This window comes from Arthrobacter sp. TJ-178, assembly GCF_058269275.1.
The window spans coordinates 568,028-580,907 of sequence record NZ_JBZCNK010000002.1 but is presented as its reverse complement, the minus strand read 5'-3'; the positions used below and the strand labels follow the sequence as shown (position 1 = coordinate 580,907).

Below are 12,880 nucleotides of genomic sequence, written 5' to 3'. Positions count from 1 at the left end.
AGCCAAGCGGACCGCTTCTCACCCTAACCCCGGCCGGCGTCGTTTGGAGCGGTTTTGTTGCCGCGGAGCAGAAATCCTCTTCCAGAATGCGGATCGCGGCCGGAAGTTTGGAAAAACCATTGACACAGCTCACTTTGCGCCATAAGTTGTTGCTCCCAACTAATCTTGCTTTTGGAGTGAATTGTGACAACGACGCCATCACCATCCGACCGCTTTACCTTTGGCCTCTGGACCGTGGGCTGGACCGGCAACGACCCGTTCGGTGTTCCCACCCGCTCCGATCTGGACCCGGTGGAAGCCGTGCACCGGCTGGCCGATCTGGGTGCGTACGGCATCACGTTCCACGACAATGACCTGATTCCGTTCGACGCCTCGGCGTCTGAGCGTGAGCAGATCCTCAAGAGCTTCCAGGGCGCCCTGACCGAAACCGGTCTGAAGGTTCCCATGGTGACCACCAACCTCTTCAGCCACCCGGTGTTCAAGGACGGCGGATTCACCTCCAACGACCGCTCCATTCGCCGCTTTGCGCTGCGCAAGGTCATGGCCAACATGGACCTGGCCGCCGAACTCGGCGCCGAAACCTTTGTCATGTGGGGCGGGCGCGAAGGCGCCGAGTACGACGGGTCCAAGGACTTCGCCGCTGCCTATGACCGCATGAAGGAAGGCGTGGACACCGTCGCCGCCTACGTCAAGGAGAAGGGCTACAACCTGCGCCTGGCGCTGGAGCCCAAGCCGAACGAACCCCGCGGCGACATCTTCCTGCCCACGATCGGCCACGCGCTGGCCTTCATCAACGAACTGGAACACGGCGACATCGTGGGCCTGAACCCGGAGACGGGCCACGAGCAGATGGCCGGGCTGAACTTCAACCACGGCATCGCCCAGGCACTGTGGGCCGGCAAGCTCTTCCACATTGACCTCAACGGCCAGAAGTCCATCAAGTTCGACCAGGACCTGGTGTTCGGCCACGGCGACCTGACCAGCGCGTTCTTCACAGTGGACCTGCTGGAGAACGGCTTCCCCAACGGCGGTCCGACATATGACGGTCCGCGCCACTTCGACTACAAGCCCTCGCGCACCGAAGGCTACGACGGCGTCTGGGAATCCGCGAAGGCCAACATGGCCATGTACCTGCTGCTCAAGGAACGCGCCGTGGCCTTCCGTGCGGACCCCGAGGTCCAGGAAGCGCTGGCCACCTCCGGCGTCTTCGAGCTGGCCCAGCCCACCGTGGATGCCGGCGAAAGCCTGTCGGACTTCCTGGCGGACACCTCCTCCTTCGAGGATTTCGACGCCGAGAAGGCCGCCGAGCGCTCCTTCGGCTTTGTCCGCCTGAACCAGCTGGCGCTGGAACACCTCATGGGCGCCCGCTAAGAGCATTGCCCTACTGCCGCCGGGTCCGTTGCTACGGGCCCGGCGTTGCGGTGTTTGACGAACAGAATTCAGAACGATGAAAGGTAACGCCATGGCACTGGTTGCCGGAGTGGACAGCTCCACCCAATCCTGCAAGGTGGTCATCAGGGACTCCGAGACCGGTGCCCTGATCCGCTCCGGAACGGCACGGCACACGGACGGCACGGAAATCGATCCCGAGATCTGGTGGCGCGCGCTGCAGGAGGCCCTGGACGCTGCCGGCGGGCTCGACGACGTCGACGCCGTGGCGGTTTCCGGACAGCAGCACGGCATGGTGTGCCTGGATGAGGACGGCGCCGTGGTCCGCCCCGCCCTGCTGTGGAACGACGTGCGCTCGGCCGCGGCCGCCGAGAAGATGGTCTCCGAGGCCGGGCCCGACGGCGCTGCCTACTGGGCGGGGCAGACCGGCACCGTTCCGGTGGCCTCTATTACGGCGGCCAAGCTTCGCTGGCTGGCCGAAAACGAACCCGAGAATGCGGCCCGGACTGCCGCCGTCTGCCTCCCGCATGATTGGCTGAGCTGGCGGCTGGCCGGCTACGGCCCGGGCAGCGGCCGCGCCGGACTCGACGCTCTGCGCACCGACCGCTCGGACGCCTCCGGGACCGGCTACTGGTCACCCGCGACCGGCGAATACCTCCCCGCCGTCCTGGAACAAACCCTCGGCCACGTCCCGCTGCTGCCGCGGGTCCTGAGACCGCTGGAAGCGGACCAGCAGACGCCGTCGGGCGCGGTCATTGCGCCGGGCACCGGGGACAACGCCGGCGCCGCCCTGGGCGTGGGAGCCGGGGTGGGCGACGTCGTCGTCTCCGTGGGCACCTCCGGCACCGTCTTTGCCGTGACTGACGATCCCTCCGCGGACGACACCGGCTTGGTGGCCGGATTTGCCGACGCCACCGGCCACTACCTGCCGCTGGCCTGCACGCTCAACGCCTCGCGGGTCCTGGACGCCACCGCAGCCCTGCTCTCCGTGGACCTGCCGGAGCTGACCCGGCTGGCGCTGGCTGCCTCCGACGGCGCGGGCGGGCTGAGCCTCGTACCGTACTTCGAGGGCGAACGGACCCCGAACCTGCCCGACGCAACCGGATCGCTGCACGGCATGACGCTGGCAAACTTCACTCCGGAGAACCTGGCCCGAGCCGCCGTCGAAGGCATCGCCTGCTCCCTGGCGGACGGACTGCAGGCCCTGCGGGACCTCGGAATTGAGGCCCGCCGGGTCATTCTGGTGGGCGGTGCGGCCCGCTCGGAAGCACTGCAGCAGGCTGTCTCGGCGGTCTTCGGCCTGCCTGTGACGGTTCCGGATCCGGGGGAGTACGTGGCCGACGGCGCCGCCCGGCAGGCCGCGGCCGTGCTGTCCGGTGCGTGGCCGGGCTGGACCGCAGCGAGCGAATCAGTGTTGGAGGCTGCCGCCGCCCCGCAGATTCTGGAGCGTTACCGGAAGGCAGCCGCCACGGCGCGGTGATGTTCGGCTTGGGCTTCCATGCGTGCGCGGGCCGGTAGGTTGGGCGCATGAAGCTTTGGGGGCAAGCAGTATTACGGGGCGGCATTCCGCTCGTTCTGATGTCCGGAATTGCCGTTGCGCTCTATACACAGGGGCAGGCGGAGGACGGCCGCAGCACGCTGTGTGCCGCGATCATTTTCGGCACGGTATCGGCGGCGTCAGTCATTTACGACGTCGAGAAATGGTCGCTCTTTTGGCAGACGGCGGTTCACTTTGCGGTGATGCTCGGGACCGTCCTTCCCGTGCTCTTTGTCAGTGGCTGGTTTCCGACCCGGACGGCGTCGGACTACCTCGCCATCGTGGGCATGTTCCTGCTGGTGGGGCTTCTTCTGTGGACTGCTGCGTTCCTGGTGTTCGGCGTGTTGGTTCCGCGGCTTCAGTCGCGGTCTGCCGCTCGCAGCCGAGTGTCGAGCTAAGGCCCTTTCGCTGCGTCCATTGTTGAGATGATGCGGGAATGCGCGCGTGAATGCGGCGCGACGTCGACACTCAGCGAGGGGGAGAGGCACGACATCGACACTCGGTCGTTGCTTGGCTCTGTGGTCGCGCCGTCGGAGCAGAGAGACGGCGGCTGCCGCGGTCCGCTGCTCGCAGCCGAGTGTCGAGCTAAGGCCCTTTCGCTGCGTCCATTGTCGAGATGATGCGGGAATGCGCGCCTGAATGCGGCGCGACGTCGACACTCGGCGAGAACATGCGGCACGACGTCGACACTCGGCGTGCGCCTGAATGCGGCGCGACGTCGACGCTCGGCGAGGGGGAGAGGCACGACGTCGACACTGGGCGTGGCGCCGGGACCAACGGCAGCGTGTCGGGACTGCTTCCCCGACTGAGACAAACAATTACGGATCCTTGTAATCAATCTGAATTTACGTAATTATTTGGCATGGCCCCAGAACGAATCTCCGGAGAGGAATCCCTCGAGAGCAGGCTGGAAGCTCTGGAGGCGCGCGTCAACGCCCTCGAAGACCGGCCCGACTCCGAGGGACCGACGCCGGCCGACGATTCGGCAGACGTGTTCTGGGCCCTGAACGGGGTGCGGAACCGCTATCCCGGCCAGGGTGCTGTCCTCTTCGCCGGCACCGCCGTCACTGACGCAGGCGCCCGTTACGAATACCAGTACGGCTTGGAAACGGGGCACCTGCTCGACGTCGACTGGACGCAGTTTGCCGATTCTTTGGCCGCGCTTGGCCATCCCGTCCGACTGGCCGTTCTGCGCGCGGTTCTGGGCGGAACAGAAACCGTTGCGGGACTGGTGGAGGATCTGGCACTGGGAACGTCCGGACAGATGTACCACCACGTACATCAGCTCACCGCCGCGGGATGGCTGACACCGCATGCCCGGTCCCGCTATCGCATTCCACCGGCTCGGGTGATTCCCCTGCTGGCCATTCTGACCGCTGTCTCCGGAGGTACGTGAGTATGGGAAATCAACGACGAACGATCATGGGCATCCTTACGGCGGCCGCGGTTCTGGCCTGCGGCCTGCTGGCTGCGCCCTGGCCGCCCCGGCTGTCAGCTGATGTTTCCGGGGATGCAGTGCTGGCGGAAGCTGTGCGCCCACTCCTCAAGAATCCCGCTGACAGGATCAGCGTTGCCTACATTGAGGACGGCGACGTCCGTTTTGCCGGGTTTGGCGCCGACGAACAGACCGAGTTCGAAATCGGGTCGGTGTCCAAGACCTTCACGGCAGCTCTGCTGGCGGACGCCGTCGAGCGCGGAGAGGTGTCGCTGGAAACCACGGTGGCCGAGATCCTGGGGCCGGACCTTGCTGATCCGGACGCCGAGATTGGCAGCCTCACCCTGGCAGAGCTGGCGAGCCACCGCTCGGGGCTTCCCCGCCTGGCCACGGATCCAGCCTCGATTGCCGCAGCCCTGCTGGGTACCTACCTGCACCGCGACCCGTACACGGCCTCACCGGCCGCAGTCCTGAAACACGCCCAACAGGCTCCGGTGAGCAGACGGGGCAGCATGAGCTACTCCAATCTGGGCTATGCCTTCCTGGGCCAGCTTCTCGCCAAGGCTAGCGGCATGAGTTACGCCGATCTGCTGCGGCAGCGCATCCTGGAACCGCTGGACATGAAGGATACTTATGCGCCGGTAACCGCGGACAACCTGCGTCCGGACGCTCCAACTGGCCGCAGTGCTGCCGGACTTGGCCAGGGCGCCTGGACCGCCAACGGCACTGCCCCGGCGGGCGGAATCCGTTCCACCGCCGCGGACATGGCCCGCTACGCCCAGGCACTGCTGGCAGGAACCGCACCAGGGGCAAAAGCACTGGATCCGCAGTGGGACAGCGACGTTGACGGCGAACAGGTGGGGCTGGCCTGGTTCACCCGGGTCTCCTCCGAGTCGCCTGCCCGGGCCGCGACCTGGCACAACGGCATGACTGGAGGGTTCGCTTCCATGGCGGCGCTGGACCGCGATGCAGGCCGGGCCGTGCTGACCTTCTCCAACGTAGCCTCCGGCCAGGAAGAGGCCGCGCTGACCCTGCTGAAGGAAGGCATCTGATGGCTGCCTCCCTGGTGTCATGGCTTCTGGCGGGAGTCCTGGTGGTGACCTGTCTTGCCGTGGCCCGTTCGGCGTGGAACCTGGGTGAACGGGCGCCCGGCATCAGTCGGATGGCGTTGCTGTCCAGTGTGCTGGATGCGGCCGCCGTTGCCGCCTTCTTCCGTCTGGTGGTGCCGTGGAGCACCGGAACAACGCTGCTGTGGGTGGTGGCCATGGCGGCGCTGGCCGCCGCCGTTGCCGGAATGGTCATCCGTTGGCCGCAGCTGCCCTCGCACGCCGCTCTGCTGGATTTCACGGAACCGGACACTGAACAGGAACAGGAACGGGAACCGGCGACTGCGCCGCCGGGGCAGGGCGAACCCCGTAACGCCGGCCTGCTCCGGACCAAGCCGCCGCGGAAACCGGAGAAAAAGCCCAAGAAGGAACCCGGACGGCGGGCGGTAGCGGTGCGCGCGGTGGTGCTGGCCGCCGTCGTCGCCTTCTCCTTTGCCGTGGGATAAGGCGATGCTCGACTAGCCGGCAGCCCCGGCCGTGGTTTTGGCGTCCTAGCCGGCAGCGGTCATTTCACGCAGGAAGTGCACGGCGGCGACGTCGTCCTCGGAGCCTCCGCCTTCGTGCCCGTTGAACGGCCACGCAGTGATCTGTTTGGGACCGGCGTAGGCGTTGTAGGCCGCGTAGACGGTGGACGGGGGAGTGGTGACATCCATGAGTCCGGCAGTGAACATAGCCGGAATGGTTGCGTGGGGGGCGAAGTTCACACCGTCGAAGTAGCGCAGCGTCGCCTGGGCCCGCTCCGCTTCGGTGCGGTGGACGGAGAGGAAATCGCTGACTTCTCGGTAGGGATACGCGTCGGTGATCTGCAGGGCCCGCGGAAAGTCGGAGAGGAACGGAACGCGTAGGACGGCGGCACGCAGGTCCGGGCAGAGCGCCGCGGCGGCCAGCGCGACGCCGCCGCCCTGACTGATCCCGGTGACCGCCACCCGGTTCGGGTCCACAGCCGTCAGCTCGCGCGCTGCCTGTACGGCACGGACCGCGTCGGTGATCAGCCGGCGGTAATAATAGGTCTGCGGGTCCAGGATGCCCCGGGTCATGACGCCGGGAACCTGCGGTCCGGCGCTGCCCGCACCGTCCGGCGTGGCACCCCGGCTCCAGCTGGCTCCCTGACCGCGGGTATCCATCTGCAGGTGGGCAAATCCGGCTCCGGCCCAGAGCAGATTTTCATGGGCCTCGCCGCGCCCGCCGCCGTAGCCGACAAACTCCACCACACAGGCCAGCGGTCCGGTGGCGCCGTGCGGCACGCGCAGCCAGGCGCGGACCGGTTCGCCGTTCCAGCCGGCGAACTCAACGTCGTAGATGTCAATCGCTTCCAGGACCGTCGGCTTCGGCGTGACCTTAAGGTTCAGGGGATGGGACTGTGCCTGCTCCAGGGTTTCGGACCAGAATCCGTCGAAATCCTCCGGGCGGGTCTGGGAGCTGGTGTAGGCCTTGAGCTGGTCGGCGGGCAGATCGGAATACATGGCGGGAGAGGTCCTGTCTGTCAGGGGAAACGGCCGTCCTGCTGCGCGGGGACCGCCCACGCAGGAACGCGAGGAGACTAATGTGCGGTGAGATCCACGACACAGTGTAGCCGCCGGAGGGGCAGTGTTCCTGACAGCGGGTGCGGAGTGCCGGAGCGGCTCAGCCCAGCTCGTGGATGGAAAAGGCCGCGAGGAAACCCAGGGCGGCAATCAACCCGGTGAACATGTGGCTTTCCTCGAAGGCTTCCGGAATCATCGTGTCCGCCAGCATGGCCAGGATTGCGCCGGCGGCAATGGCCGTGATGAAGGCTATGAGTTCCGCGGGTGCGTTCTGCAGGGTCAGAAAGCCAACCATTGAGGCAATGCCGCAGATCACCGCAATGCCGCCCCAGACGCCAAACACGTATTTGGCGCTTCGCCCCGAACCCTTCATGCCGGCGGTGCTGGAGAGACCTTCAGGGACGTTGGAAATAAACACTGCCGCCAGCATCGCCGGACTGACGGCCGAAGCGGTCACCAGACCGAGCCCGAGCACCACCGATTCGGGGATTCCGTCCAGCAGGGCACCGATGGCAAGGGCACTGCCGCTGCCGGGCTGGTCGGCTTCGCTGGGCTGCCGGGAGCCGGAACGCTTGCGGTGCCTCGCACCAGCCCGGGCCAGCAGGAGGTTGGCCCCAACATAGGCAACCGCGCCGGCCAGAAAACCGCCGATCGTGGGCCGGAGCCCGCCGCCTTGGACGGCCTCGTCAACAAGTTCAAAGGCCAGCGCCGAAATCAGCACTCCGGAGCCGAAGGCCATGATCGAGGAAACAACCTTGGGGTTGATTTGCCATTTCCAGGCGATACCGGAGCCGACCACCAGTGCCGATCCGGCAACCGTTCCCCACAGTAATGCCGCAAACCACGAGCCCAAAGCGTGTCCTTCTCCTGAATGCCGATATTCGGTACTCAGGATACTTACTTTTTTGTGTGGCTAATTTTTACCCAGGTCCACGCTGGCCGCGGTATCGGCCTGCTCGCCTGCGCTGTCGCCCGGGTTGTCCACTGTGCCGTCGCCCGGGCCGTCCAGCCTGGCCACTCCGCCGCGCCGGTAGGCCGGCGTGGCCAGGGCAAGGATGAGGGTCATCAGCACGCAGCACCCGATGATGACGCCGGACATGGCCAGCGCCCCGCCGCCGAACACACCCACCAGAGGACTGACGACGCCGGCGATTCCCACCTGCAGGGCGCCAATCAGAGCGGCTGCGGAACCGGCCATGTGACCGTAGGCGCCCAGGGCGGTGACGGTGGCGTTGGCGGCGATCAGTCCGTGCATGCCCAGCACCAACCACAGGCCGGCGGCCAGACCGAAGACCCCGCCCAAACCGGTGAGGATGATGACCGGCAGCAGCAGGGACAGTCCCAGCAGGACGGGAACGGTGACGCGCATGATCCGGGTGGGGGAGGAGCGGTGGACCAGAGCGGCGTTGAGCTGTGCGGAGAGCACCATTCCGGCTCCGTTGACGGCGAAGACCAGGGCATACTGCCCGGGCGTCAGGCCGTATTCGTCCTGGAACACAAACGGGGAGCCCACCACGTAGCTCATGATCACGGCCATGCCGAGGCCGGGAATGATGGACAGGGCCAGGAAGTGCCGGTCCCGCAGGAGCACCTTGTAGCCGCGGAAAACGCTTTGCCCGCCGCTGGTGCGCCGCCGTTCCGCCGGCAGCGTTTCAGGCATGAACCGCCAGACAATCAGCACCAGCACCAGGCCGATCAGGGCCAGTGCCACGAACACGGCCCGCCACTGCCAAATGCCGGCCACCGCCTGGCCGATCGTGGGCGCCAGCAGCGGCGCCAGTCCGATGACCAGCATCAGCCGCGACAGCAGCCGCGCGGCGTCCGAGCCGACAAAACGGTCCCGGATGACGGCGATCGCCACCACTCCGGCTGCGGCGTTGAAGAATCCCTGCAGGACCCGCAGGCCAATGAGCGTGCCGATCCCCGGTGCAACGGCACACAGCAGGGACACAATGACGTGGAGGCTGATGCCGATCAGCAGCGGCAGGCGCCGGCCGAAGCGGTCCGAAAAGGGTCCGATCACCAGCTGCCCGACGGCGGCTCCAATGAGCGTTCCCGACATCGTGAACTGCGCTGCGGCCTGGCTGGTATGCAGTTCCGTGGCGACGGTGGGCAGCGACGGCAGATACATGTCCGTAGTGACCGCCGGCAGCGCCGCCAGGGCGCCCAGCATCAGGACGTATTTGATCCCCGGGCGATGCTGGGGGCGGGTGCCGGTCCTGGGGGGATTGCTCAACGGTGCTCCTGGGTTCAGTGCAGGGGAAGAAGGAGGAAAGGACGACGGCGGCCCCGTCCAGCCTAGGGGTGCCCCCGGTACGGAACAAGAGCGGCCCGCAGTGGCGTGCACCACTTCCGCACACCCCGGGTCCGGCGAAGCAGCCTCCGGATGCCTGCAATTCGTTGACCCCGAAACAGCCGTCTTTCACACTGGGAGGAGCCCGGAGGTGCAGTACCGGCCGCGGGCTCAGCCACTGCGAAGGGGCACATCCCATGGACAAGAGATTCCTCAACTACGACGACTGGCAGGACACCGCCGACACTCTGCATCTGTTCCTGCAGATGGCGGGCAAAGTGAAGCTGGAGCGCAGCTACAAACGGCCCCAGTGGGCGCACATCCGCCTGGACACCACCATCCATGGCATCGGTACCGGCATCATTCCCGCCGAAAACTGCAATTTCGAGATTTATTTCAATCTGGCCCGGCACCATGTGGATGTGCAGAACAGCCTGGGCACCCGGGTCCGGATACCCCTGCTGGACGGACTCAGTGTTGCCGATTTCCACCGCGAGCTGATGGAGTCGCTGGACACGATCGGCACGCCGACGCCCATCAACACGACGCCGCAGGAGTTTTACGACCCCACACCTTTTGAGCGGGACACCAAACACCACTCCTATGACCGGGACGCGGTGGAGCTGTTTCTGGCGAACCTGCAGTTCGCCTACCGGTCGCTGGCCGGGTTCCTGGCACCGATGCGCGGAAAAGTGGACATGCCGGCATTCTGGTTTGGCACCATGGACCTCTCCGGCAACGTCTTCAGCGGCCAGCCCGCGCCCTATACGGGAACGGATTCCATTGGCCGGAACGGCTTCGATGAGAAGTTCTGCGAGTTTGGCTTCTGGCCCGGGGACACCAAGTGGGATGCGCCGTCGTTCTACGCCCTCCCGTATCCCTTCGTGGCTGATATCGGCAGCTACGGATCCCTGCTGGCGCCGCGAAAGGCACAGTTCCTGGCCGAGGAGAGCGAGTTTGTCTTCCGGCTGGAGGATGCCTTTGCCTCGCCGGATCCGCAGCGGGCGGTGGAGGAATTCTGCCGGAGCAGCTTCGCGGTCCTGCAGCGAGTGGACCGCTGGAAAGATTTGGACTGGATCACCGAACCGCTGACCTACGGGAGCTAGCTGCCGCGGAACCCGGCGGGTACGGAACCTAGCGGGTGTAGGGACGCAGCGGCTGTTCCAGGGCGCCCTCGCGCAGCAGCTTCAACCGGATCCGCCGCGCGGTTTCCATGTGTTCGCGGGCCACCCGGCGCGCGGTCGAAACATCCTGCCGGTCAATGGCGCCGATCAGCGCTTCATGTTCGTCCAGGGCATCAGTCCAGCGCTGCTCCACGGACAGCGTGGAGCGGGGCGCATGAATCAAGTGAGTGGAGAGGCGTTCCAGCAGGTCGGTGAGCACCGGGTTGTGCGCGCATTCCCACACCGCGGCGTGGAACTCGAGGTTGGTGGTGATCCGGGTGTGGTCATCCGGATCCGAAAGCTTCCGGTCCCGTTCCAGCAGTGCTTCAAGCCGCATGAGGTCAGTGAACTGGCGGGACCGGGCCGCCTGTCCCGCTGCTTCTTCCTCCAGCAGGATGCGCATGTCGTAAACCTGAATGACCTGCGCAGGGTCCACCTGGGGAACCTGCAGCCCCCGGGCCACCCGTTCCAGCAGCCGTTCCTGCTGCAGGCGGGAGAGCGCCTCCCGAACCGGAGTCCGGGAGACGCCGAAGCGCTCCGCCAGTGTTATTTCCCGCATCGGGGTCCCGGGGCCGTGCACGCCGGAGAGAATCTCGCTGCGGAGCGCCGCGAAGATTGCCTCGCCGTCAATACGTGCTGATGCTGCTGGGGCCACGGGCATGTCCTAGGAAGAGAAACGGAAAAGGGGTGAAACGAACGGAGCCAACTTTACGCCCGGTCCTAGGCCAGCGAACCCGCCCGCCGGCCAAACACGCAGCCTGCCGCCAGGCCTGATCCGCCGGGGTAGTTGATGCTGAACAGTCCGCCCAGCATCTCGCCGGCGGCGAAGAGCCCCGGGATGGGGTTGCCCTCGGCGTCGAGCACGCGGCCCGAGGTATCGCCCTTAACCCCGCCGAAGGTGAAGGTGATCCCGCAGGTGACGCCGTAGGCGTAGAACGGTCCGGTCTCCAGGGGAACCGCCCAGTTGCTCTTGGCTGGTTCGGTGGCTGCGGCGCGGCCGTCAAGGACGTTGGGATCAAAGTCCACGCTGCGGTCAATGGAGGAGTTGAATACGGTGACGGTCTTCTCCAGGGCCTCGGCGCTGATGCCGATCTTCGCGGCCAGTTCGCCGATGGTGTCCGCGGTTTCCACCGAGACCCCGGGCATGTCATATTCCTCGGTGCGCAGCATGGGCCGCAGCGTGGCATCGAAGATCTGCCAGGCGACGGAGCCGGGCTGCTTCAGGATTTCGCGCCCGTACTTGGCGTAGGTGTAGTTCCGGAAGTCCGCGCCCTCGTCCAGGAAGCGCTCGCCGTCGCGGTTCACGATGATTCCCAGCGGATAGCTTTGCCGGGTCAGGCGGTTGGTGAGCTCGCGGTTGCTTTCGTTGTCCTCGGTGAAGGCATCCCACTGCACGCTGTGGCAGGTGCTCCAGTCGCCGCCGCGTGCCGCGCCGATTTCCAGTGCTGCCAGGATCATGTCGCCGGTGTTGCAGGGCGTGCCGCGCACCTTGGCGTTTTCCCAGCCTTCGCCGAGGTGCTCGCGGCGCAGCGCCGGGTCAGACTCGAAGCCGCCGGCAGTGAGGATCACGGACTCGGCCTGGATTTCATAGTCGCCGTCCGGACCGGCAACGACGACGCCGGTCACGCGGCCACCGTCGTGCAGCAGCCTGGTGGCCGGGCTGGCGTAACGGACGTCGACGCCGTGTTCCCGGGCCACGCGGGTGTGGTCGGCCATCATGCCCTCGCCGCCGCCCACATTGCCGACATGCAGCCCGCCCCAGAACAGGTAGCCGCCGTCCGGGCGCTCGTAGGCCTGGCGCTCGTACATGAGGCGGTACTTCAGTCCGAGGCTGTTCAGCCAGCGCAGCGTTGACTGGCTCTCCTTGATCAGCACCTCGGTCATGTCCGGGTCATTGCGGCCCTCGGTGACCTTGGCCAGGTCGGAGGCGTAGTTCTCCGCCGTGTAGGGAGGCACCTCCGTGGTGGCGTGCCTGTCGTCATGCTCGATGAGTCCGGCCAGGTCCTCCAGGCCTCCATGGACAATCCGGGTGGCACCGGCCGTATAGAAGCTGTTGCCGCCGGAGAGGGCCTCGGAACCCTTCTCCAGCAGGATCACCGACCGCCCGCGCTCGGCGGCGGCGTGTGCGGCAGTGAAGCCGGCGTTTCCGCCGCCCACCACCACTACGTCCGTGCTGACGGAACCGGGGTTTTCTGCCACTGCCATGTGCTGCTCCTGACTCATTGCATACCGTTGTATACATCGACGCTGCGAATGGCATTGAGTCTACGGTTTCCGGCGCCGGCGTCAAATACGGGTCACGACGGTTCCGATTGTTACCTGGGACACACGGGTCTATTGTGGTGATCCGCGTCACCTGCGATATATGTATGTCCTTGTGTACAACCAATGCACCTGCACCGAGCATCGTCCGTCCGACAACGAAGTAATGGAA

Annotated in this window: 12 protein-coding genes; 7 read left to right on the top strand and 5 right to left on the bottom strand. The window is 66.1% G+C overall.

From position 1 onward, the window contains the following. Positions 1–183: 183 nt before the first annotated feature. From xylA to AC4D2Q_RS08915, 6 genes are all read left to right on the top strand, one after another. Positions 184–1,371: a xylose isomerase gene (xylA, locus tag AC4D2Q_RS08940; protein WP_490946104.1), complete on the top strand. Its 1,188-nt coding sequence runs from the start codon at positions 184–186 to the stop codon at positions 1,369–1,371. Between the two features lie 91 nt (positions 1,372–1,462). Beyond that, complete coding sequence (locus AC4D2Q_RS08935) at positions 1,463–2,869, top strand: xylulokinase (RefSeq protein WP_490946223.1); 1,407 nt, start codon at positions 1,463–1,465, stop codon at positions 2,867–2,869. 98 nt (positions 2,870–2,967) lie between these two features. After that, complete coding sequence (locus AC4D2Q_RS08930) at positions 2,968–3,324, top strand: DUF3021 domain-containing protein (RefSeq protein ID WP_490946103.1); 357 nt, start codon at positions 2,968–2,970, stop codon at positions 3,322–3,324. A gap of 464 nt (positions 3,325–3,788) precedes the next feature. Next, on the top strand, positions 3,789–4,322 hold the full coding sequence (locus tag AC4D2Q_RS08925) for an ArsR/SmtB family transcription factor (protein WP_490946102.1): 534 nt from the start codon (positions 3,789–3,791) through the stop codon (positions 4,320–4,322). 2 nt (positions 4,323–4,324) lie between these two features. Then, on the top strand, positions 4,325–5,413 hold the full coding sequence (locus AC4D2Q_RS08920; RefSeq protein ID WP_490946101.1) for a serine hydrolase domain-containing protein: 1,089 nt from the start codon (positions 4,325–4,327) through the stop codon (positions 5,411–5,413). After that, positions 5,413–5,913 carry a hypothetical protein gene (locus AC4D2Q_RS08915; RefSeq protein WP_490946100.1) on the top strand — a complete coding sequence of 167 codons (501 nt, stop codon included), beginning with the start codon at positions 5,413–5,415 and terminating at the stop codon, positions 5,911–5,913. Before AC4D2Q_RS08920 ends, AC4D2Q_RS08915 begins: the two co-directional genes overlap by 1 nt. A 45-nt stretch (positions 5,914–5,958) precedes the next feature. Here the strand turns inward: AC4D2Q_RS08915 and AC4D2Q_RS08910 are convergent, their stop codons facing one another. The 3 genes from AC4D2Q_RS08910 to AC4D2Q_RS08900 form a co-directional block, all read right to left on the bottom strand. Continuing rightward, positions 5,959–6,930 (bottom strand): acetylxylan esterase, encoded by a 972-nt coding sequence (locus AC4D2Q_RS08910; protein WP_490946099.1) that lies wholly within the window; start codon positions 6,928–6,930, stop codon positions 5,959–5,961. 160 nt (positions 6,931–7,090) lie between these two features. Further along, on the bottom strand, positions 7,091–7,843 hold the full coding sequence (locus tag AC4D2Q_RS08905; RefSeq protein WP_490946098.1) for a ZIP family metal transporter: 753 nt from the start codon (positions 7,841–7,843) through the stop codon (positions 7,091–7,093). 60 nt (positions 7,844–7,903) lie between these two features. Further along, complete coding sequence (locus tag AC4D2Q_RS08900; protein WP_490946097.1) at positions 7,904–9,226, bottom strand: multidrug effflux MFS transporter; 1,323 nt, start codon at positions 9,224–9,226, stop codon at positions 7,904–7,906. A 254-nt stretch (positions 9,227–9,480) separates the two neighbouring features. Here AC4D2Q_RS08900 and AC4D2Q_RS08895 point away from each other — a divergent pair, with 254 nt between their 5' ends. Further along, on the top strand, positions 9,481–10,389 hold the full coding sequence (locus tag AC4D2Q_RS08895) for a DUF5996 family protein (RefSeq protein WP_490946096.1): 909 nt from the start codon (positions 9,481–9,483) through the stop codon (positions 10,387–10,389). A 28-nt stretch (positions 10,390–10,417) separates the two neighbouring features. On the opposite strand, the gene AC4D2Q_RS08890 is transcribed toward AC4D2Q_RS08895, so the two are convergent. Both AC4D2Q_RS08890 and tcuA read right to left on the bottom strand, forming a co-directional pair. Continuing rightward, on the bottom strand, positions 10,418–11,101 hold the full coding sequence (locus tag AC4D2Q_RS08890; protein ID WP_490946095.1) for a GntR family transcriptional regulator: 684 nt from the start codon (positions 11,099–11,101) through the stop codon (positions 10,418–10,420). A 65-nt stretch (positions 11,102–11,166) separates the two neighbouring features. Then, on the bottom strand, positions 11,167–12,651 hold the full coding sequence (gene tcuA / locus AC4D2Q_RS08885; RefSeq protein ID WP_490946094.1) for an FAD-dependent tricarballylate dehydrogenase TcuA: 1,485 nt from the start codon (positions 12,649–12,651) through the stop codon (positions 11,167–11,169). Positions 12,652–12,880 lie beyond the last annotated feature (229 nt).